The 18,515-nt window shown below is 41.4% G+C and carries 33 protein-coding genes; all 33 read right to left on the reverse strand.

All coding sequences use genetic code 11. The annotated features are described in order from the left end of the window. Positions 1–301: 301 nt before the first annotated feature. Positions 302–1,048 carry a tRNA pseudouridine(38-40) synthase TruA gene (truA, locus tag IE222_RS20005; protein ID WP_191275914.1) on the reverse strand — a complete coding sequence of 249 codons (747 nt, stop codon included), beginning with the start codon at positions 1,046–1,048 and terminating at the stop codon, positions 302–304. Positions 1,049–1,059: 11 nt separating this feature from the next. Then, positions 1,060–1,857, reverse strand: coding sequence for an energy-coupling factor transporter transmembrane component T family protein (locus IE222_RS20010; protein ID WP_191275916.1), 798 nt, complete (start codon positions 1,855–1,857; stop codon positions 1,060–1,062). Next, on the reverse strand, positions 1,854–2,723 hold the full coding sequence (locus IE222_RS20015; protein WP_191275918.1) for an energy-coupling factor ABC transporter ATP-binding protein: 870 nt from the start codon (positions 2,721–2,723) through the stop codon (positions 1,854–1,856). Before IE222_RS20015 ends, IE222_RS20010 begins: the two co-directional genes overlap by 4 nt. Then, positions 2,699–3,538 (reverse strand): energy-coupling factor ABC transporter ATP-binding protein, encoded by an 840-nt coding sequence (locus IE222_RS20020; RefSeq protein ID WP_191275920.1) that lies wholly within the window; start codon positions 3,536–3,538, stop codon positions 2,699–2,701. The genes IE222_RS20015 and IE222_RS20020 overlap by 25 nt, the downstream gene beginning before the upstream one ends. Positions 3,539–3,982: 444 nt before the next feature. Next, entirely contained in the window at positions 3,983–4,345 is a 363-nt protein-coding gene (rplQ, locus tag IE222_RS20025; protein ID WP_191275922.1) for a 50S ribosomal protein L17, read from the reverse strand. A 52-nt stretch (positions 4,346–4,397) separates the two neighbouring features. After that, the gene (locus IE222_RS20030) at positions 4,398–5,342 is read right to left on the reverse strand and encodes a DNA-directed RNA polymerase subunit alpha (protein ID WP_191275924.1); all 945 of its coding nucleotides are present in this window, start codon (positions 5,340–5,342) and stop codon (positions 4,398–4,400) included. A gap of 177 nt (positions 5,343–5,519) precedes the next feature. Next, complete coding sequence (gene rpsK / locus IE222_RS20035; protein WP_191275926.1) at positions 5,520–5,909, reverse strand: 30S ribosomal protein S11; 390 nt, start codon at positions 5,907–5,909, stop codon at positions 5,520–5,522. Positions 5,910–5,931: 22 nt separating this feature from the next. Beyond that, complete coding sequence (gene rpsM, locus IE222_RS20040) at positions 5,932–6,297, reverse strand: 30S ribosomal protein S13 (protein ID WP_191275928.1); 366 nt, start codon at positions 6,295–6,297, stop codon at positions 5,932–5,934. A gap of 24 nt (positions 6,298–6,321) precedes the next feature. Further along, on the reverse strand, positions 6,322–6,435 hold the full coding sequence (gene rpmJ / locus IE222_RS20045; protein ID WP_000868344.1) for a 50S ribosomal protein L36: 114 nt from the start codon (positions 6,433–6,435) through the stop codon (positions 6,322–6,324). Between the two features lie 36 nt (positions 6,436–6,471). Then, positions 6,472–6,690, reverse strand: coding sequence for a translation initiation factor IF-1 (gene infA / locus IE222_RS20050; protein WP_007085268.1), 219 nt, complete (start codon positions 6,688–6,690; stop codon positions 6,472–6,474). Positions 6,691–6,963: 273 nt separating this feature from the next. Further along, a complete protein-coding gene (locus IE222_RS20055) occupies positions 6,964–7,614 on the reverse strand; it encodes an adenylate kinase (RefSeq protein ID WP_191275930.1) in 651 nt (216 codons plus the stop codon). Positions 7,615–7,691: 77 nt separating this feature from the next. Beyond that, complete coding sequence (gene secY, locus IE222_RS20060; RefSeq protein WP_191275932.1) at positions 7,692–8,987, reverse strand: preprotein translocase subunit SecY; 1,296 nt, start codon at positions 8,985–8,987, stop codon at positions 7,692–7,694. Beyond that, positions 8,987–9,427: a 50S ribosomal protein L15 gene (rplO, locus tag IE222_RS20065; RefSeq protein ID WP_191275933.1), complete on the reverse strand. Its 441-nt coding sequence runs from the start codon at positions 9,425–9,427 to the stop codon at positions 8,987–8,989. Before rplO ends, secY begins: the two co-directional genes overlap by 1 nt. 32 nt (positions 9,428–9,459) lie before the next feature. Continuing rightward, complete coding sequence (gene rpmD, locus IE222_RS20070) at positions 9,460–9,642, reverse strand: 50S ribosomal protein L30 (RefSeq protein ID WP_191275935.1); 183 nt, start codon at positions 9,640–9,642, stop codon at positions 9,460–9,462. 14 nt (positions 9,643–9,656) lie between these two features. Then, on the reverse strand, positions 9,657–10,157 hold the full coding sequence (rpsE, locus tag IE222_RS20075) for a 30S ribosomal protein S5 (protein WP_191275937.1): 501 nt from the start codon (positions 10,155–10,157) through the stop codon (positions 9,657–9,659). Between the two features lie 25 nt (positions 10,158–10,182). Continuing rightward, on the reverse strand, positions 10,183–10,545 hold the full coding sequence (gene rplR / locus IE222_RS20080; protein ID WP_191275939.1) for a 50S ribosomal protein L18: 363 nt from the start codon (positions 10,543–10,545) through the stop codon (positions 10,183–10,185). A 32-nt stretch (positions 10,546–10,577) separates the two neighbouring features. Further along, positions 10,578–11,114 (reverse strand): 50S ribosomal protein L6, encoded by a 537-nt coding sequence (gene rplF / locus IE222_RS20085; RefSeq protein WP_191275941.1) that lies wholly within the window; start codon positions 11,112–11,114, stop codon positions 10,578–10,580. 32 nt (positions 11,115–11,146) lie between these two features. Continuing rightward, on the reverse strand, positions 11,147–11,545 hold the full coding sequence (rpsH, locus tag IE222_RS20090) for a 30S ribosomal protein S8 (protein ID WP_191275943.1): 399 nt from the start codon (positions 11,543–11,545) through the stop codon (positions 11,147–11,149). 30 nt (positions 11,546–11,575) lie between these two features. Further along, positions 11,576–11,761 (reverse strand): 30S ribosomal protein S14, encoded by a 186-nt coding sequence (gene rpsN, locus IE222_RS20095; protein WP_001085700.1) that lies wholly within the window; start codon positions 11,759–11,761, stop codon positions 11,576–11,578. A gap of 24 nt (positions 11,762–11,785) precedes the next feature. Then, positions 11,786–12,325 carry a 50S ribosomal protein L5 gene (gene rplE, locus IE222_RS20100; protein ID WP_191275945.1) on the reverse strand — a complete coding sequence of 180 codons (540 nt, stop codon included), beginning with the start codon at positions 12,323–12,325 and terminating at the stop codon, positions 11,786–11,788. A 26-nt stretch (positions 12,326–12,351) separates the two neighbouring features. Continuing rightward, positions 12,352–12,660 carry a 50S ribosomal protein L24 gene (gene rplX / locus IE222_RS20105; RefSeq protein ID WP_191275946.1) on the reverse strand — a complete coding sequence of 103 codons (309 nt, stop codon included), beginning with the start codon at positions 12,658–12,660 and terminating at the stop codon, positions 12,352–12,354. A gap of 35 nt (positions 12,661–12,695) precedes the next feature. Next, a complete protein-coding gene (rplN, locus tag IE222_RS20110; RefSeq protein ID WP_191275949.1) occupies positions 12,696–13,064 on the reverse strand; it encodes a 50S ribosomal protein L14 in 369 nt (122 codons plus the stop codon). 38 nt (positions 13,065–13,102) lie between these two features. Continuing rightward, positions 13,103–13,366, reverse strand: coding sequence for a 30S ribosomal protein S17 (gene rpsQ / locus IE222_RS20115; RefSeq protein ID WP_009336589.1), 264 nt, complete (start codon positions 13,364–13,366; stop codon positions 13,103–13,105). 23 nt (positions 13,367–13,389) lie between these two features. After that, a complete protein-coding gene (rpmC, locus tag IE222_RS20120) occupies positions 13,390–13,590 on the reverse strand; it encodes a 50S ribosomal protein L29 (protein WP_191275951.1) in 201 nt (66 codons plus the stop codon). After that, a complete protein-coding gene (gene rplP, locus IE222_RS20125; protein ID WP_127484416.1) occupies positions 13,580–14,014 on the reverse strand; it encodes a 50S ribosomal protein L16 in 435 nt (144 codons plus the stop codon). Before rplP ends, rpmC begins: the two co-directional genes overlap by 11 nt. Before the next feature lies 1 nt (position 14,015). Then, the gene (gene rpsC / locus IE222_RS20130) at positions 14,016–14,672 is read right to left on the reverse strand and encodes a 30S ribosomal protein S3 (protein WP_191275953.1); all 657 of its coding nucleotides are present in this window, start codon (positions 14,670–14,672) and stop codon (positions 14,016–14,018) included. A 3-nt stretch (positions 14,673–14,675) separates the two neighbouring features. Next, positions 14,676–15,017, reverse strand: a complete 342-nt coding sequence (gene rplV, locus IE222_RS20135; protein ID WP_042453964.1) for a 50S ribosomal protein L22 — start codon at positions 15,015–15,017, stop codon at positions 14,676–14,678. A 17-nt stretch (positions 15,018–15,034) separates the two neighbouring features. Next, entirely contained in the window at positions 15,035–15,313 is a 279-nt protein-coding gene (rpsS, locus tag IE222_RS20140) for a 30S ribosomal protein S19 (protein ID WP_191275954.1), read from the reverse strand. A 60-nt stretch (positions 15,314–15,373) separates the two neighbouring features. Further along, positions 15,374–16,204, reverse strand: coding sequence for a 50S ribosomal protein L2 (gene rplB / locus IE222_RS20145; protein WP_191275956.1), 831 nt, complete (start codon positions 16,202–16,204; stop codon positions 15,374–15,376). 28 nt (positions 16,205–16,232) lie between these two features. Continuing rightward, positions 16,233–16,517, reverse strand: a complete 285-nt coding sequence (rplW, locus tag IE222_RS20150; protein ID WP_240009790.1) for a 50S ribosomal protein L23 — start codon at positions 16,515–16,517, stop codon at positions 16,233–16,235. Continuing rightward, a complete protein-coding gene (gene rplD / locus IE222_RS20155) occupies positions 16,517–17,140 on the reverse strand; it encodes a 50S ribosomal protein L4 (protein WP_191275958.1) in 624 nt (207 codons plus the stop codon). Before rplD ends, rplW begins: the two co-directional genes overlap by 1 nt. 28 nt (positions 17,141–17,168) lie before the next feature. Further along, positions 17,169–17,795, reverse strand: a complete 627-nt coding sequence (rplC, locus tag IE222_RS20160) for a 50S ribosomal protein L3 (protein WP_191275960.1) — start codon at positions 17,793–17,795, stop codon at positions 17,169–17,171. Between the two features lie 38 nt (positions 17,796–17,833). Further along, positions 17,834–18,142 (reverse strand): 30S ribosomal protein S10, encoded by a 309-nt coding sequence (gene rpsJ, locus IE222_RS20165; protein WP_007085291.1) that lies wholly within the window; start codon positions 18,140–18,142, stop codon positions 17,834–17,836. Positions 18,143–18,515 lie beyond the last annotated feature (373 nt).

The following is an 18,515-nucleotide window of genomic DNA, read 5'->3' on the forward strand; positions in this document are numbered from 1 at the left end:
ATACCTCTTATTGGCTACCGTGGGATCATTTTTTTCCCTCGCTCGGGCGCCAATACCTCTTATTGGCTACCGAAGGACCTTTTTTTCCGCTCGCTCGGGCGCTAATAACCTGTATTGGCTACCGAGAGACCTCTTTTTCCACTCGCTCGGGCGCCAATAACCTGTATTGGCTGCCGAGGGACCGGTTTTTCCACCTGCCCGGGCGCCAATAACCTATATTGGCTACCGTAGCACTGTACTTCCATTTTTCCAAGCGTCAATAAGCGATTATCACTAGATTCCAGCAACTCATGAACCAAATTCACTTATCGTAAAACACTTCCCACAAATACAACCCATGTGCGGGTGCGGTTTTTCCGGCAAAACGACGGTCTTTCTTCTCCAAAATTTCAGCCATTTCCTGAGGATGACGATCGCCAGAGCCGACTTCTAGCAGCGTTCCTGTCAAAATACGAACCATATTATACAAAAAGCCATTCCCTACGAATCGAATCGTCAGAAAATCCTCATCCAGCAAAAAATCAATGGTTTCTATTGTCCGGACCTTGTCAGCCACCTCCGTCTTTGCAGAGCAAAAACTTGTAAAGTCCAGCGGCCGGCCAACCAAATATTGGCTTGCTGCTTGCATTGCCTCAAGATCCAAAGTATAGGGGTAACGGTAGGCGTACCGGCGAACAAACGGGTCCCGCCTCTTCGACAAAAGCAGACGGTAGCGATACTCTTTCCCTTCTGCATCAAATCGGGCATGAAACGACTCGCTCACCTTTTCAACAATAAGAATGGAAAGATCCTCCGGAAGCAGTGCATTCAGAGCGGTCACCCACTTCTCTTCTGGAATCGCAAGCGGTGAATCAAAATGAATTACCTGCCCTATCGCATGAACACCGGCATCTGTTCTGCCAGAAGCCGTCACTTTCACTTCATGGCCCTTATGCATCTTTGCTAAAACAGCTTCTAGAACAGACTGAACTGTCCGCTTGTTAGGCTGGATCTGATAACCGGCAAACTCGGTGCCATCATACGTAATGATTGCTTTATACCTTTGCATAATTCTCTCCATTAGGACCGAAATAAGATTAATAGAACGGTGATGATTGCCAAAAAGACAAGCTGCAGGGTATCAACCATTTTCCAGCTTAACTGCCGGTATTTAGTCCTGCCCTCACCGCCGCGGTACCCACGTGCTTCCATTGCAATTGCCAGTTCTTCCGCGCGCTTAAACGAGCTGACAAATAGCGGTATTAACAATGGGATGATAGCCTTAATCCGTTCCTTTACTGGGCCGCTGGCAAACTCAACACCTCTGGCAATTTGCGCTTTCATAATTTTATCGGTTTCCTGCATCAGCGTTGGAATAAACCGTAGTGATATGGACATCATTAATGCCATTTCATGTACAGGAAAACGGACTTTTTTTAACGGCCCCAAAAGGGTTTCTAGTCCATCTGTAATTTCAATCGGCGTCGTTGTTAGTGTTAACAGCGACGTCATTAAGATTAGAAAGAAAAAGCGGAAGGAAATATAAAAGCCCATTTTCATTCCTTCTTCATATATTTTCAACGGTCCTAAATGAAACAAGACTGTTCCTTCCCTTGTAAAAAATATCTGCAGAAGAAATGTGAAAATTACCAGCCATAAGACCGGCTTCAACCCTCCATATAAAAAGCGAGCTGGGATCCTGGATAAACCAATCATGAAAAAAGTATAAATTCCAATAATTGCATAAGTCTGCCAATTGTTAGCAAGAAAAATAACACATACGAACAAGAAAATAATCGTCAGTTTTGATCGTGGATCCATTTTATGAACGAGCGAATCTGCAGGGACATAGCGGCCGAAAATCATTTTTTCCATCATAATCTGACACCTCGCTTTAACTTGTTAGCGAAGGCAGAAGATAATTGCTCAATCGATAGATAGATTTGCTCAAAATTCATGCCCCATTTTTCCTCAAGCTTCAGTTGGAAACGAACAACCTCGGGAACATCTAACCCCATTTGTACCAATTCTCCAGGTGAAGAAAAAATTTCTTCGGGTGTTCCCTTTTTAGCGACCTTGCCATGCTGCATGATAACGATTTGGTCTGCATACCTTGCGGCGTCTTCCATGCTATGGGTAACAAGAATGGTAGATAATTGTCTTTCCTGGTGAAGCTGATAAAACATATCCATGATTTCCTTGCGGCCGCGGGGGTCTAGACCAGCCGTGGGCTCATCAAGGACAATGACATCCGGTTCCATAGCTAACACCCCGGCAATCGCCACCCGGCGCATTTGACCACCTGATAAATCAAATGGCGACTTTTCTAAAATTTCTTCAGCTAGTCCTACTTGCTTTAGAGCAACACGTGCACGCTTTTTTGCATCCGCTTCAGTAACACCAAAATTCATCGGTCCGAAAATAATGTCTTTCTCAACTGTTTCTTCAAACAATTGGTGCTCAGGAAACTGAAATACAATGCCAACCCGTTGACGTACCTTGCGTAAATCTTTATTTTTTTGATGTGCTTTAATTTCTTTATCGCCAATGGCTACAGTGCCCTCCGAAGGGACGAGCAAAGCATTTAAATGCTGTAAGACAGTTGACTTGCCGGATCCGGTATGACCAATTATCGCCAAATAAGTGCCGGAAGGAATATCAATGGAAACATCCTGGATAGCCAATCGTTCAAACGGTGTGTTTGCCTGATAGCGGTAATCTACATGCGAGAGCGATATGTCCATAACTCTGTCACCAACTCTTCTTCCGATAAATAGTGCTTGGATAGTTGAATACCTTCTGCCCGAAATGCCTTTGCCATTTTTACCGAGAAGGGGATATCCAACCCCAGCTGTACCAATTGCTCATCCATTGAAAAAATTTCATCAGGGGTACCTTCGCGAAATACTTCGCCTTTATTCATAACAATAATCCGGTCAGCTTTTGCAGCCTCTTCTAAATCATGGGTGATCGAAATGACAGTCAGCGACTTCTCATCCTTTAAGGTTCTGACTGTTTCTAATACCTCTTCTCGGCCTCTAGGGTCAAGCATCGATGTTGCCTCATCTAAAATAATGATTGCGGGTCTTAGCGCCAAGACGCTGGCAATGGCGACACGCTGCTTTTGTCCGCCAGATAGATGGTGGGGCTCTTGATGCAGAAACTGTTCCATTTTAACTTTTTTTAAAGAATCTTCAACCCTCTGGACCATCTCAAGCCTAGGAATGCCCATATTTTCTAAACCAAAAGCCACATCATCCTGGACTGTGGTTCCAACGAACTGATTATCAGGGTTTTGAAAAACCATGCCAATCTTACTGCGAATATCCCAAATAGTTTCCTCTTGGAGTTTCATTCCGCAAACAGTAATTTCTCCATCCTTCGGAAATTGTAGCCCATTTAATAATTTGGCCATTGTCGATTTCCCTGACCCATTATGCCCGACAATTGCAAGCCACTCCCCATCGTAAATATCAAAGGAAACATGATTTAAGGCATTTCGCTCCTGACCATCGTATTGAAACGTCACCCCTTTAAGTGACACAATCGGCGTTTTCATCGAAGTTTCTCCCCCCTAAACTAATCTCTACTATACTAAACTCTATTTAGATACAAAAAAAGCCTGCACCTCTTCCCAGGGCAGTGCTTCGAACACTTTAACTATTATTTAATAAGCTAATTGAAATGGGAGAGGTGCATGAGCTAGACGAGTCACAAAAAAGGAAACAATCCTTTCTTCCCAAAGATTGAGTCTAAGCTGAGAAGGCCCCAGAGATATGGAGTTGCGCTCATCGTAACACTCTTTTTGGCTTGCTTCACAATTTGTTTAAGAGGAGTGTGCGCAGAGCTAAGCTTTCCAATATTCAAGACTGAGAATCAATAATTCCCACTATACCTGAATATTCAGATTCACTCTTGCAGTGCTCTGCCCCAGTACAACAAAAGGGCAAAGAACAAGTTTGTTCTAAACTGTCCAGCGCCCTTGTTGTCTGTTTAGTCCATATTAAACTAACTCGATAATTACCATTGGAGCACCATCGCCGCGGCGTGGTCCAAGTTTCATGATACGAGTATAACCGCCTTGACGTTCTTGATAACGTGGTGCAATATCAGCGAATAGTTTTTGAAGTGCATCTTGGCCATTCTCTGCGTTTGCTACTTCGTTACGTACGTATGCAGCTGCTTGACGGCGAGCATGAAGGTCACCGCGTTTTCCTAAAGTAATCATCTTTTCAACTGTAGAGCGAAGTTCTTTCGCACGTGTTTCAGTTGTTTGGATGCGCTCATTGATAATTAAATCAGTTGTTAAATCACGCAGCATTGCTTTTCTCTGTGCGCTTGTACGTCCTAGCTTTCTGTATGCCATGAAGGGTTCCCTCCTTTGTTGAAGTCATTAAAACGGATTGCTCTAGTAAAGCCTAGTCGTCTTTACGTAAGCCTAATCCAAGCTCTTCTAGTTTTGCCTTCACTTCTTCGAGTGATTTGCGGCCTAAGTTACGTACTTTCATCATATCTTCTTCAGTTTTATTGGCTAATTCCTGAACAGTATTAATGCCAGCACGTTTTAAACAGTTATAAGAACGAACAGAAAGGTCAAGTTCTTCAATTGTCATTTCTAGAACTTTTTCTTTTTGGTCTTCTTCTTTTTCAATCATGATTTCAGCATTTTGTGCTTCATCAGTTAGACCAACGAAGATATTTAAATGCTCCGTCAAGATTTTTGAACCAAGAGCAATTGCTTCTTTTGGTCCAGTACTTCCGTCTGTCCAAACATCAAGTGTCAGCTTATCGAAATTAGATAATTGACCTACACGAGTATTTTCTACCTGATATGAAACACGGGAAACCGGCGTATAAATGGAATCAATCGGAATTACACCAATTGGCTGGTCCTCACGCTTATTTTGATCAGCAGGAGTATAGCCGCGTCCGCGCTTCGCAGTTAAACGCATACGTAGATGTCCATTGGATGCTAAGGTTGCAATATGCTGATCGGGATTTAATATCTCCACATCACTGTCGTGAGTAATGTTACCAGCAGTAATTGGGCCTGCACCTTGGATATCAATTTCTAATGTTTTTTCCTCGTCAGAATAGATTTTTAACGCAATCTTCTTGATGTTTAAAATAATGGATGTTACATCCTCTACGACGCCTTCAATTGTTGAGAACTCATGAAGTACCCCATCGACCTGAATCGCAGTAACAGCGGCACCTGGCAGTGAAGATAGTAGGATACGACGTAAGGAGTTACCCAAAGTGGTACCATATCCACGCTCTAGTGGCTCTACGACGAACTTACCGTATTTGGCATCATCGCTGATCTCAACCGTTTCGATTTTTGGTTTTTCTATTTCGATCATCAATTAACCCTCCTTCAAAACGTCGAAACCTCAATTAGACGTTCGCTAATCGAAATTCCCCCATGTACATGTTCCCGTTTTGTGCACAACAACTGGAATAAATCTTCTGTATAAACTTCAAATAAATTCATATCATATCCCATTATAGACGGATGATACAAATTCTATACAGAAAAATTACACGCGGCGACGTTTAGGCGGACGGCAGCCGTTATGAGGAACAGGAGTAACATCTTTAATGGCTGTTACTTCAAGACCAGCAGCTTGAAGAGCACGAATAGCAGCTTCACGACCAGCACCAGGTCCCTTAACAGTAACTTCTAAAGTTTTCATTCCATGTTCCATAGATGTCTTAGCAGCAGTTTCTGCAGCCATTTGTGCAGCAAATGGAGTAGACTTACGAGAGCCTTTAAATCCAAGAGCACCTGCACTTGACCATGAAATAGCATTACCATGAACATCAGTGATTGTTACAATTGTATTGTTGAAAGTTGAACGGATATGTGCAATCCCAGCTTCAATATTCTTTTTAACACGGCGTTTACGTGTATTTGTTTTACGTGCCATTTACTTTAACCTCCTTTGCCGATTACTTCTTCTTGTTCGCAACAGTCTTACGAGGACCTTTGCGTGTACGAGCGTTGTTTTTCGTATTTTGTCCACGAACCGGTAAACCACGGCGATGGCGCAATCCACGATAGCATCCGATTTCCATTAGACGCTTAATGTTAAGGGAAACTTCACGGCGAAGATCACCTTCAACCTTTAATTTGTCAATGATATCACGGATTTTATTAAGTTCGTCTTCAGTTAAGTCACGCACACGAGTATCTTCAGAAACGCCAGCTTCTGCCAAGATCTTTTGTGCTGTATTTTTACCAATACCATAAATGTAAGTTAATGAGATTACTACACGTTTTTCACGTGGAACATCTACACCAGCAATACGTGCCATTAAAATGTGCACCTCCCTCGAGTCTTATCCTTGTTTTTGTTTATGTTTAGGGTTTTCACAGATAACCATAACTTTACCGCGTCTACGGATAACTTTGCACTTTTCGCAGATCGGTTTAACAGATGGTCTTACTTTCATTATCCTAACCTCCTTAGTAGTACGGAGTGCAAGCAATTATTTAAACCGGTACGTAATTCTTCCGCGAGTTAAGTCATATGGAGAAAGCTCAACAGTAACTTTATCGCCCGGAAGAATACGAATGAAATGCATTCGGATTTTCCCTGATACATGAGCTAGCACTGTATGACCATTTTCTAATTCTACCTTAAACATCGCATTTGGCAAAGTTTCAATAACTTTACCTTCAATTTCAATAACATCATCTTTGGCCATCGGTCCCGTCTCCCTTCTCTTTCAAAAATAGTAATCATAATAAAGCGGTCTTCTCGTTCGTACGATGTTAGCAACCTTATGATTTTAACATATTGTACTTCTATTGTCCTCAACTAAATTTTACAAATTGAGGATTTAGCGTCCACATGTCATTCTTTCCCAACTCTCGGTCCTACATACTCAGTACAATAGAAAAGCCTTTTGCTTTTACATACTCTTGAATCTTAAGGGAGATCATCGAGAGTCGCATGCCAGTAGCCTTGGGGTTAGACATTATCTAATAACCCTTAGCAATTCTTCAATATCAGCAAATACCTTTTCAATATGCTGCTGACCATCAATTGTGCGTAAATATCCTTTAGTTTCATAGAAAGTAAGTAATGGTTCTTGCTGCTTGATATTGACATCTAGTCTGTTCTGAACAGTGTCTGCATTATCATCTGCTCTTTGATAGAGCTCACCGCCGCAGCGATCGCATACACCCTCTTTTGCAGGAGGGTTAAATACAAGATGATATGTTGATCCACAGTCTTTACAGATTCGGCGTCCAGTCAAACGCTCCATTAAAATACTTTTATCAACATTGATATTAATAACATAATCAATTTTTTTGTTCAGCTCTTCTAAAAGAGTTTCCAACGCTTCTGCTTGAGGTACTGTTCTAGGAAAGCCGTCTAATAGGAATCCTTGCTGACAGTCTTCCTTGCTTAAACGTTCACGGACAATTCCGATGGTTACTTCATCAGGAACTAATTCACCTTTATCCATGAATGATTTGGCTTGTAATCCTAGTTCTGTTCCCTCTTTCATCGCTGCACGGAACATATCTCCAGTTGAGATATGAGGGATGCCGTATTTCTCGACGATTTGTTCTGCCTGAGTACCTTTACCGGCACCTGGAAGCCCCATTAATACTAAATTCACACGTGTTCCCCCTCGTGCTTTAAAATAGGTTTTCGGGGTCCCCATAAAGTGGGAGGGGGCCCCCTCCGTAAAACCTTTTACTTAATAAAACCTTTATAATGACGTTTAACTAATTGTGCTTCAAGCTGCTTATACGTCTCTAGTGCAACACCAACAACGATGAGCAAGCTAGTTCCCCCAATTTGTGCGGATTGCGGTAGATTCGCTATTTTAATAAAGAAAACAGGAAGTACTGAAATAACCGTAAGGAAAATGGCACCAATAAATGTTAAACGATATAAGACGCGAGTTAAATATTCCTGCGTGCTCTTACCTGGGCGAATACCCGGGATATAACCGCTTTGCTTTTGTAAGTTTTCCGCTGCTTGTTCAGGGTTAACTTGAATAAAGGCATAAAAATAAGTAAACGCGATAATTAGTGCTGCATAAATGATCATCCCAATTGGATGAGAATAATCGAACACTTTCATAATCCAAAGCGTTACATCATTTTGTGGAAAAAACGATGCAATCGTTCTTGGCGTTACAATAAAGGAAACAGCAAAGATTACAGGAATAACACCGGCTGCGTTAACCTTTAACGGCATGTGCGTTGATTGACCACCAACTGGGTTACGTCCAGCAACTACGCGTTTCGCATATTGAATCGGAATTTTACGAGTTGCCTGTTGGATGAAAATAACACCCACCACAATCGCGAGAACCGCCAGCAAGATTAATGCAACGGTAACGATGCGTAAAAATAAGGCTTCACCCGCATTTTCAAACTGTTGAACATAAATTTGGTTAACAACTGTTGGGATCCCTGCGACGATACCAGCAAAGATAATGATAGAAATACCATTTCCAACACCTTTAGCCGTAATTTGTTCCCCTAACCACATTAAGAAAGCTGTACCTGCAGTCAGTACAACCGCGATTAATAAATAGGTAGTTATACCTGGGTTTTCAATTAACTGGCCGCTTGCTAAGTTGTTAAAACCGTAGGACATTCCTAATGCTTGAATAAATCCAAGCACTACAGTGAAGTAACGGGTAATTTGGGCTATCTTACGACGGCCTGATTCCCCTTGCTTGGACCATTCAGTGAATTTCGGTACAACATCCATTTGCAAAAGCTGGATAATAATTGATGCAGTAATATACGGCATAATCCCCATCGCAAAGATGGAGAATTGCTTTAATGCACCACCGCCAAATGTATTTAAAATCCCAAATACACTTAGCTTATCCTGATTTGCAAGAACCTCCGCATTAACATTTGGTACTGGAATAAACGTACCTAGTCGAAAAACGACTAACATTAAAAGGGTGAATATGATCTTACGTCGTATATCACCCACGCGCATAAAATTGGAGATTGTCTGGAACATTAGATCACCTCAGTAGATCCACCAGCAGCTTCGATTGCTTCCTTAGCAGCAGAGGAGAATTTGTGAGCTTTTACAGTCAACTTTTTCTCTACGTTCCCTTTGGCAAGAATCTTAATTCCTGACTTTTCGTTACTTACAACACCAGTTTCGATCAGAAGTTCTGGAGTAACTTCTGTACCTTCTTCAAAACGGTTTAAAGCATCAAGGTTCACAATGGCAAACTCTTTACGGCTAATGTTGGTAAATCCGCGTTTTGGTAAACGACGCATTAAAGGTGTTTGACCACCTTCGAATCCAACACGTACACCACCGCCAGAACGAGCTTTTTGACCCTTATGACCTTTACCGGCAGTTTTACCATTACCTGAACCAATACCGCGTCCTTTACGTTTACGCTCTAGACGGGAACCTTCAGCAGGCTTTAATTCATGAAGTTTCATATCGGCACCTCCTTATGAAAGAAAACAATTGATTACTGTTCTTTAACTGTTACAAGGTGAGCAACTTTATTAATCATACCGCGAATAGCAGCATTATCTTGTTGCTCAACTGTTTGATTTAATTTACGTAAACCAAGCGCTTCAACTGTTTTGCGTTGATCTTGCGGACGACCAATAACGCTTTTGCTGAGGGTAATTACAAGTTTATTTGCCATTTGATTTCCCCCCCTTATCCTAACAGTTCTTCTACTGATTTACCACGTAATTTAGCTACGTCTTCAGCACGTTTTAATTGTGTTAAACCTTCAACGGTAGCACGAATGACGTTAATTGGAGTATTTGTTCCAAGAGATTTAGAAAGGATATCCTGAATCCCAGATAGTTCAAGAACCGCACGAACTGGGCCACCTGCGATAACTCCTGTACCTTCTGCAGCAGGTTTAAGCAGGATTTCACCAGCACCAAAGCGTCCAATTACTTCGTGAGGAACAGTTGTTCCAACCATTGGTACTTCAATTAGATTTTTCTTGGCATCTTCAATTGCCTTACGAATTGCATCAGGTACTTCCTGTGCTTTACCGGTACCGAAACCGACATGGCCGTTTCTGTCTCCGACTACAACAAGAGCAGAGAAACGGAAACGACGTCCACCTTTTACAACCTTCGCAACACGGTTAACCGTAACTACACGTTCTTCTAGTTCAAGCTTGTTTGGATCAATACGACGCATTATTCTTTATTCCCTCCTTTGTCTATTAAAATTGTAGTCCATTTTCACGAGCCGCATCAGCTAATGCTTGAATACGTCCATGGTATAGGTATCCTCCACGGTCAAAGACGATAGAAGAAACCCCTTTTTCCACCGCACGTTTCGCAACTAATTCGCCAACCGCTTTAGCTGCCTCAAGATTGCTTGAAGACTCAAGGTTAAGTTCTTTATCTAGTGTAGAAGCACTTGCTAAAGTAACTCCTTTTATGTCATCGATAACCTGTGCATAAATATGCTTGTTTGAACGAAACACATTTAGACGTGGACGAGCAGAGGTTCCGCTAAGTTTCGCACGAACACGAGCATGTCTCTTACGGCGAACAGCGTTTTTATCTTGCTTCGTAATCATTTACGTCACTCCTTTCGTTTACCTATGCGGCATTACTTACCTGTTTTACCTTCTTTGCGACGAACAAATTCGCCTTCGTAACGAATTCCTTTGCCTTTATATGGCTCTGGAGGACGAACCCCGCGAATGTTAGCTGCTAATGCACCAACACGTTCCTTGTCAGTACCTTTTACTGTAACCTTTGTATTGGCAGGTACTTCAATTTCAATACCTTCCTCAGGTTCGATCTCAACTGGATGAGAATAGCCGACATTCAATACAAGCTTCTTACCTTGTTTTTGAGCACGGTATCCTACCCCGATAAGTTCTAAATTTTTCTCAAATCCTTTAGAAACACCTTCCACCATGTTTGCTAAAAGAGCACGAGTTGTACCGTGTAATGTACGGTGTTCTTTCGACTCTGATGGACGAGTAACTGTAATAACATTTTCTTCGATAGTAATATTGATTTCCGGATTAAAAGAACGTGAAAGTTCGCCTTTCGGTCCTTTAACAGTAACATCACCGTTGTTAACAGTAACTGTTACACCTGCTGGAATTTCAATAGGTTTTTTCCCTACGCGAGACATTTAGTGCACCTCCATTCATTCAAAAACTCTTCTTACCAAACGTAAGCTAATACTTCGCCGCCGATTTGTTTCGCACGAGCTTCTTTATCCGTTACAACACCTGTTGATGTTGATACTAATGCAATACCAAGACCGTTTAGGACACGTGGCACCTCATTTGATTTTGCATAAACACGTAGTCCAGGCTTGCTAATGCGTTTTAAGCCAGTAATAACACGTTCGTTATTTGCACCGTACTTTAAGAAGATACGGATAATACCTTGCTTATTGTCATCGATGAATTCTACATCACGTACGAAACCTTCACGCTTTAAGATTTCAGCGATTTCCTTTTTGATATTAGAAGCAGGTACTTCTAACTTTTCGTGACGCACCATATTCGCGTTACGAATACGAGTAAGCATATCAGCAATAGGATCTGTCATGACCATTATTTTTACCTCCTTCCACAACCTCTAGTTTTACCAGCTAGCTTTTTTTACACCAGGAATTTGTCCTTTGTATGCTAATTCACGGAAACAAATACGGCAAAGCTTAAATTTGCGATATACAGAGTGTGGACGTCCGCAACGTTCGCAGCGAGTGTACTCTTGTACTTTAAATTTAGGCGTGCGTTTTTGTTTCGCAATCATTGACTTTTTAGCCACGTTTTCGCCTCCCTTATTTAGCGATTACTTTTGGAATGGCATTCCAATTTGAGTTAAGAGCTCACGAGCTTCTTCATCAGTGTTAGCAGTTGTTACGATAACGATATCCATACCACGAACTTTGCTTACTTTATCGTAATCAATTTCAGGGAAGATTAGCTGCTCTTTAATACCTAATGTGTAGTTACCGCGACCGTCGAAAGCTTTTTTAGAAACTCCACGGAAGTCACGAACACGTGGTAAAGAAACGGAAACTAATTTATCCAAGAATTGGTACATGCGTTCGCCGCGAAGCGTAACTTTTGCACCGATTGGCATTCCTTCACGGAGACGGAAACCAGCGATTGATTTTTTAGCACGAGTGATAAGCGGCTTTTGACCAGTGATGATAGCTAGTTCTTCGACAGCATTGTCAAGAGCCTTCGCATTTTGAACTGCGTCGCCAATACCCATGTTGATAACGATTTTTTCAATCTTTGGTACTTGCATAACTGATTTATAATTAAACTTGCTCACAAGAGCTGGAGTAATTTCTTTTACATATTTGTCTTTTAGGCGGTTCATTTAGTGTACCTCCCTTCTTTTTTAAACTATTTATCTAAAACTTCACCGGATTTTGCTACGCGTACTTTTTTGCCATCAACCGTTTTGTAACCTACACGAGTTGGGTTACCAGACTTAGGATCGATAGGCATTACGTTTGATACATGAATTGGTGCCTCAAAGCTGAAGATTCCGCCTTGTGGATTCGCTTGAGAAGGTTTTGAATGTTTCTTCACGATGTTAACACCTTCTACTAAAACGCGGTTATCTTTTGGATAAGCAGATAGGACTACACCTGTTTTGCCTTTATCCTTACCAGAGATGACTCTGACTTTATCACCCTTTTTCACATGCATCTGTAAGCACCTCCTTAAAGGCAATTTAATTTATATTATAGAACTTCTGGAGCTAAAGAAATGATTTTCATAAAGTTGCTATCGCGAAGTTCGCGGGCAACTGGTCCAAAGATACGAGTGCCGCGAGGACCCTTATCGTCTTTGATAATGACACAAGCGTTTTCGTCGAAGCGAATGTAAGAACCATCTGGACGGCGTACACCGCTCTTAGTGCGAACTACAACAGCTTTAACAACGTCACCTTTTTTAACAACGCCACCTGGTGTTGCTTGTTTTACTGTGCAAACGATAATATCACCGATATTAGCAGTTTTGCGGCCAGAACCACCAAGAACTTTAATAGTAAGTACCTCACGAGCACCGGAGTTGTCAGCAACTTTTAAACGTGATTCTTGTTGAATCATGTGTGTAACCTCCCTTCGGAAAAGCGATATCCGAACAATTAAATAATAACTGCTTTTTCTACTACTTCAACTAAACGGAAGCGCTTTGTAGCTGAAAGCGGGCGAGTTTCCATAATACGGACGATATCGCCAGTTTTTGCTTGATTTTGCTCATCATGAGCTTTGAACTTTTTAGAGTACTTAACGCGTTTACCGTAAAGTGGATGCTTTTTGTATGTCTCGACAAGAACAGTAACAGTCTTATCCATTTTGTCGGAAACTACGCGTCCAGTGTAAACCTTGCGTTGGTTACGTTCACTCATTATTGTGAACCTCCTCTCGGATTTTACTTGTTAAAGCTGATTTCTCTTTCACGAACTACAGTCTTCATGCGAGCAATCGCTTTGCGTACTTCACGAATGCGAGCTGTATTTTCAAGTTGTCCAGTCGCCAATTGAAAGCGAAGGTTGAAAAGCTCTTCTTTTAAGGATTTAACTTTTTGTTCAATTTCAGCAGTGGTTAGGTCACGAATTTCATTAGCTTTCATTTGATTCACCACCAATTTCTTCACGTTTTACAAACTTACATTTTACAGGAAGTTTGTGTGATGCTAGACGAAGAGCTTCACGTGCGATTTCTTCAGAAACGCCCGCAATTTCAAACATAATTTTCCCAGGCTTAACAACAGCTACCCATCCTTCTGGAGCACCTTTACCGGAACCCATCCGCACTTCTAGAGGCTTAGCAGTGTAAGGCTTATGAGGGAAAATTTTAATCCAAACTTTACCGCCACGTTTCATGTAACGAGTCATCGCAATACGAGCAGCTTCGATTTGACGGTTAGTGATCCATGAAGCTTCTGTAGCTTGTAAACCGAATTCACCGAATGTTACTTCAGTACCGCCTTTTGCGTTACCACGCATTTTACCACGATGTTGACGACGGAATTTTACGCGTTTTGGCAATAACATATTATTTGCCTCCTTCCTCAGTTTTCTTCTTAGTAGGAAGGACCTCTCCACGATAGATCCATACTTTTACACCAAGCTTACCATAAGTAGTGTCAGCTTCAGCTGTAGCATAGTCAATGTCAGCGCGAAGTGTATGAAGTGGAACTGTTCCTTCGCTGTAGTGTTCTGCACGAGCGATATCAGCACCGCCAAGACGTCCAGATACCATTGTTTTAATACCTTTCGCACCGGCACGCATAGCACGTTGGATTGCTTGCTTTTGTGCACGACGGAATGATACACGGTTTTCTAATTGACGAGCAATGTTTTCTGCAACTAATTTTGCATCAACATCAGCTTTTTTAATTTCAAGGATATTGATGTGTACGCGTTTGCCAGTAAGTTGATTTAACGCCTTACGAAGGGCTTCAACTTCTGTACCGCCTTTACCGATAACCATACCAGGCTTAGCAGTATGGACTGTTACGTTCACACGGTTTGCAGCACGTTCGATTTCAACTTTAGAAACAGAAGCATCTTTTAAACGCTTCGTGATATATTCACGAACTTTAATGTCTTCGTGTAAAAGTTCAGCAAAGTCTTTGCCTGCGTACCATTTAGATTCCCAGTCACGGATGATCCCAATACGCAAACCGACAGGATTTACTTTTTGACCCACAGATTATCCCTCCTTCTTCTCTGATAAAACGATTGTGATGTGGCTTGTGCGTTTGTTAATTTGGCTAGCACGGCCCATTGCGCGAGGACGGAAACGTTTCAATGTTGGTCCTTCATCAACGAATGCTTGAGCAACAACTAGATTATTAACGTCCATTTCATAGTTATGCTCAGCATTGGCCATAGCAGATTTTAATACTTTTTCTACGATTGGAGAAGCCGCCTTCGGAGTGAGATTCAAAATGGCTACTGCTTCACCAACTTGCTTTCCTCGGATTAAATCAACGACTAAACGTGCTTTACGAGGAGCAATACGAACTGTTCTTGCAACAGCTTTAGCTTGCATTAGGATGCCCTCCTCTCTTAACGTCTTGTTTTCTTATCATCAGCGGCGTGACCTTTGTAAGTACGAGATGGAGCGAATTCTCCAAGCTTGTGACCTACCATGTCTTCCGTAACATATACAGGCACATGTTTACGGCCATCATAAACGGCGATCGTGTGACCGATAAATTGTGGGAATATCGTTGAACGGCGAGACCAAGTTTTAATAACTTGTTTCTTTTCCGTTTCATTTAACTTTTCGACTTTAACCATTAAATGATCATCAACAAATGGTCCTTTTTTTAAGCTGCGACCCATGAATGAACCTCCCTTCGTGATTGGTCTACGGTCCTTAACTTGAACCGTAGTTCAATCCCGTTATTTTTTGCGACGACGAATAATAAGTTTATCTGACTTGTTTTTCTTCTTACGAGTTTTGTAACCAAGAGTTGGTTTGCCCCAAGGAGTCATTGGAGACTTACGTCCGATTGGTGAACGTCCTTCACCACCACCGTGTGGGTGATCGTTAGGGTTCATAACAGATCCACGAACAGTTGGGCGTTTGCCTAACCAACGAGAACGACCTGCTTTACCAATGTGAACTAATTCATGCTGCTCGTTACCAACTTGACCGATAGAAGCACGGCACTCAGCTAAGATCATACGAACTTCGCCAGAAGTTAAACGAACTAGAACATATTTGCCTTCTTTACCAAGCACTTGAGCGCTTGTACCTGCAGAACGGACTAATTGTCCACCCTTACCTGGTTTTAATTCAATGTTGTGTACTACAGTACCAACTGGAATGTTTGCTAGTGGAAGAGCATTCCCCACTTTAATGTCAGCCTCAGGACCAGACATAACTTCCATTCCAACTTCTAAATTTTTTGGAGCTAAGATATAACGCTTTTCTCCATCAGCATAATTGATTAATGCAATATTTGCAGAACGATTTGGATCGTACTCGATAGTGGCAACGCGTCCTGGAATGCCATCTTTATTGCGTTTAAAATCAATAATACGATATTGACGCTTATGGCCGCCACCTTGATGACGAACAGTTAACTTACCTTGGTTGTTTCGGCCGCCCTTTTTGCTAAGTGGTGCCAAAAGGGATTTTTCCGGAGTGCTGGTTGTAATTTCTTCGAAACTTAAAACGGACATTCCGCGACGACCATTCGAGGTAGGTTTGTACTTTTTAATCGCCATTTTATTTCCCTCCTCTTCTTGTTAGTTTTTATGATTCAAAGTATTCGATTTCTTTGCTGTCAGCAGTTAGCTTAACGATAGCTTTACGGCGTTTGTTAGTATAACCGCCAAATTTGCCCATGCGCTTAAATTTACCTTTGTAGTTCATGATGTTAACTTTTTCAACTTCAACGCCAAAGATTTCTTGAACGGCATCTTTAACTTGAGTTTTATTAGCTCTCACATCAACTTCAAAAGTATATTTCTTTTCAGCCATTAGGTCAGTAGAACGTTCAGTGATAACGGGGCGCTTAATGATATCGCGTGCATCCATTATGCAAGCACCTCCTCTACTTTTTCAACCGCTGCTTTAGTCATGATTAATTTATCATGATTTACAACATCTAGTACGTTGATTCCTTCAGCTGTTACGACTGTTACTCCTGGGATGTTACGTGCAGATAATGCTACGTTTTCATCTAGGTCAGCTGTAACGATTAATGCTTTTTTCTCAACAGAAAGACCGTTTAAAACAGCTTTGAAATCTTTTGTTTTTGGAGCTTCTAACGCTAAGCTTTCTAATACTAAAATATTTTCATCTAATACTTTAGAAGATAATGCTGATTTGATTGCTAAGCGACGAACCTTTTTAGGTAATTTATAGCTATAGCTGCGTGGTTGTGGACCGAATACAGTACCACCTCCGCGCCATTGTGGTGAACGGATTGACCCTTGACGAGCACGGCCAGTTCCTTTTTGGCGCCACGGCTTGCGACCACCGCCTGCAACTTCTGAACGGTTTTTAACTTTATGAGTTCCTTGACGTAATGAAGCTCTTTGCATAACAATTGCTTCAAATAATACGTGTTGGTTTGGTTCAATACCAAAAACGGATTCGTTTAACTCGATATCGCCAACTTGTGAACCGCTTTGGTTAAATAATGTTACTTTCGGCATTCTTTGTTCCTCCTTTCTTATGAAATCGTTATGCCTTTACCGCACCTTTGATTTTTAGTAATGCTTTTTTCGCACCTGGTACATTACCTTTGATTAATAACAAGTTGCGTTCTGCATCAACCTTAACGATTTCAAGGTTTTGAACAGTAACTTGTTCTCCGCCCATGCGTCCTGGTAATAATTTACCTTTGAATACACGGTTTGGAGCAACTGGTCCCATTGAACCAGGACGACGATGATAACGAGAACCGTGAGCCATTGGGCCGCGTGATTGTCCGTGGCGCTTGATAGAACCTTGGAAACCTTTACCCTTTGAAATTCCTGTTACATCTACTAAATCGCCTGCTGCGAAAATATCTACTTTGACTTCTTGACCAACTTCATAGCTTGCTAAGTCGTCCCCGCGGAATTCGCGAATGAAGCGCTTAGGAGCAGTATTCGCTTTTGCAACATGTCCTTTTTCTGGTTTGTTAGCTAGCTTTTCACGCTTATCTTCGAAGCCAAGTTGAATGGATTCATAACCATCGTTTTCAACAGATTTCTTTTGAAGGACAACGTTTGGAGCTATCTCAACTACAGTTACAGGAATTAAGTTGCCGTTCTCTGCAAATACTTGAGTCATACCAATCTTTCTTCCTAAGATTCCTTTGGTCATTTCAGTCACACCTCCTAATTTAATTAACATTTATTTGATTAAAGTTTGATTTCAATATCTACACCAGATGGTAAATCTAAACGCATTAATGCATCAACTGTTTGTGGAGTTGGATTCACAATGTCGATTAGACGCTTATGTGTCCGCATTTCAAATTGCTCACGAGAATCTTTGTACTTGTGAACCGCACGAAGAATCGTGTAAACAGATTTTTCAGTCGGAAGCGGAATCGGACCTGATACTGCAGCACCTGAACGTTTTGCTGTTTCTACAATCTTTTCAGCGGATTGATCAAGAATTCTGTGATCATATGCTTTTAAGCGGATACGAATTTTTTGTTTTGCCATTATTTTCCCTCCTTTATTCGCCTATTTTAAAAATAGACATTCTCCGTGAGAATTTCCCTAACACAGCGCCATGGCAAAGCGGCCGGGTGTGTCAGCAACCTCCCACATCATCGCAGTCAAAGACCAACATTGTCTATTATACATAAAACATAAAGCAAACGCAACAATTAATTTGTTTTTTCTCTTTATGTCCTGAACACTTTTATAATTATAGCGGCTGCATTTTTGAATTTCAACACATATCATTAATATCCAACAATCTACCAATTTAACCCCGGTATATAAACAAGGATATATAATAGAAGAAAAATATATTTATGCAGTAAAAAAAGCAGCTGGATCGTCACCCAGCTGCTTTTTAATTATCTAAGTA

This window comes from Neobacillus kokaensis (assembly GCF_014656545.1).
Lineage (GTDB): Bacteria > Bacillota > Bacilli > Bacillales > Cytobacillaceae > Neobacillus > Neobacillus kokaensis.

What these genes read in the sequence shown, in the direction of transcription:
- rplQ (WP_191275922.1), bottom strand. Translation starts at nt 4,345, where the DNA reads ATGGCATACAGAAAGCTAGGACGTACAAGCGCACAGAGAAAAGCAATG.
- rplB (WP_191275956.1), bottom strand. Translation starts at nt 16,204, where the DNA reads ATGGCGATTAAAAAGTACAAACCTACCTCGAATGGTCGTCGCGGAATG.
- rplN (WP_191275949.1), bottom strand. Translation starts at nt 13,064, where the DNA reads ATGATTCAACAAGAATCACGTTTAAAAGTTGCTGACAACTCCGGTGCT.
- rplP (WP_127484416.1), bottom strand. Translation starts at nt 14,014, where the DNA reads ATGTTATTGCCAAAACGCGTAAAATTCCGTCGTCAACATCGTGGTAAA.
- rplR (WP_191275939.1), bottom strand. Translation starts at nt 10,545, where the DNA reads ATGATTACGAAGCAAGATAAAAACGCTGTTCGCCGTAAGAGACATGCT.
- rpsK (WP_191275926.1), bottom strand. Translation starts at nt 5,909, where the DNA reads ATGGCACGTAAAACAAATACACGTAAACGCCGTGTTAAAAAGAATATT.
- rplO (WP_191275933.1), bottom strand. Translation starts at nt 9,427, where the DNA reads ATGAAACTTCATGAATTAAAGCCTGCTGAAGGTTCCCGTCTAGAGCGT.
- rpmJ (WP_000868344.1), bottom strand. Translation starts at nt 6,435, where the DNA reads ATGAAAGTAAGACCATCTGTTAAACCGATCTGCGAAAAGTGCAAAGTT.
- rpsH (WP_191275943.1), bottom strand. Translation starts at nt 11,545, where the DNA reads ATGGTCATGACAGATCCTATTGCTGATATGCTTACTCGTATTCGTAAC.
- IE222_RS20030 (WP_191275924.1), bottom strand. Translation starts at nt 5,342, where the DNA reads ATGATCGAAATAGAAAAACCAAAAATCGAAACGGTTGAGATCAGCGAT.
- rplE (WP_191275945.1), bottom strand. Translation starts at nt 12,325, where the DNA reads ATGAACCGCCTAAAAGACAAATATGTAAAAGAAATTACTCCAGCTCTT.
- rpsE (WP_191275937.1), bottom strand. Translation starts at nt 10,157, where the DNA reads ATGCGTCGTATTGATCCAAACAAGCTTGAACTAGAAGAACGTGTAGTT.
- rplX (WP_191275946.1), bottom strand. Translation starts at nt 12,660, where the DNA reads ATGCATGTGAAAAAGGGTGATAAAGTCAGAGTCATCTCTGGTAAGGAT.
- rpsS (WP_191275954.1), bottom strand. Translation starts at nt 15,313, where the DNA reads ATGGGTCGCAGCTTAAAAAAAGGACCATTTGTTGATGATCATTTAATG.
- rpsM (WP_191275928.1), bottom strand. Translation starts at nt 6,297, where the DNA reads ATGGCACGTATTGCTGGTGTAGATGTTCCACGTGAAAAACGTGTAGTA.
- rplV (WP_042453964.1), bottom strand. Translation starts at nt 15,017, where the DNA reads ATGCAAGCTAAAGCTGTTGCAAGAACAGTTCGTATTGCTCCTCGTAAA.
- rpsQ (WP_009336589.1), bottom strand. Translation starts at nt 13,366, where the DNA reads ATGAGTGAACGTAACCAACGCAAGGTTTACACTGGACGCGTAGTTTCC.
- rplW (WP_240009790.1), bottom strand. Translation starts at nt 16,517, where the DNA reads ATGGATGCACGCGATATCATTAAGCGCCCCGTTATCACTGAACGTTCT.
- IE222_RS20020 (WP_191275920.1), bottom strand. Translation starts at nt 3,538, where the DNA reads ATGAAAACGCCGATTGTGTCACTTAAAGGGGTGACGTTTCAATACGAT.
- IE222_RS20015 (WP_191275918.1), bottom strand. Translation starts at nt 2,723, where the DNA reads ATGGACATATCGCTCTCGCATGTAGATTACCGCTATCAGGCAAACACA.
- rpmD (WP_191275935.1), bottom strand. Translation starts at nt 9,642, where the DNA reads ATGGCAAATAAACTTGTAATTACCCTCAGCAAAAGCGTTATTGGTCGT.
- rplC (WP_191275960.1), bottom strand. Translation starts at nt 17,795, where the DNA reads ATGACCAAAGGAATCTTAGGAAGAAAGATTGGTATGACTCAAGTATTT.
- rplF (WP_191275941.1), bottom strand. Translation starts at nt 11,114, where the DNA reads ATGTCTCGCGTAGGGAAAAAACCTATTGAAATTCCAGCAGGTGTAACA.
- rplD (WP_191275958.1), bottom strand. Translation starts at nt 17,140, where the DNA reads ATGCCGAAAGTAACATTATTTAACCAAAGCGGTTCACAAGTTGGCGAT.
- infA (WP_007085268.1), bottom strand. Translation starts at nt 6,690, where the DNA reads ATGGCCAAAGATGATGTTATTGAAATTGAAGGTAAAGTTATTGAAACT.
- rpsJ (WP_007085291.1), bottom strand. Translation starts at nt 18,142, where the DNA reads ATGGCAAAACAAAAAATTCGTATCCGCTTAAAAGCATATGATCACAGA.
- secY (WP_191275932.1), bottom strand. Translation starts at nt 8,987, where the DNA reads ATGTTCCAGACAATCTCCAATTTTATGCGCGTGGGTGATATACGACGT.
- truA (WP_191275914.1), bottom strand. Translation starts at nt 1,048, where the DNA reads ATGCAAAGGTATAAAGCAATCATTACGTATGATGGCACCGAGTTTGCC.
- IE222_RS20010 (WP_191275916.1), bottom strand. Translation starts at nt 1,857, where the DNA reads ATGATGGAAAAAATGATTTTCGGCCGCTATGTCCCTGCAGATTCGCTC.
- rpmC (WP_191275951.1), bottom strand. Translation starts at nt 13,590, where the DNA reads ATGAAAGCTAATGAAATTCGTGACCTAACCACTGCTGAAATTGAACAA.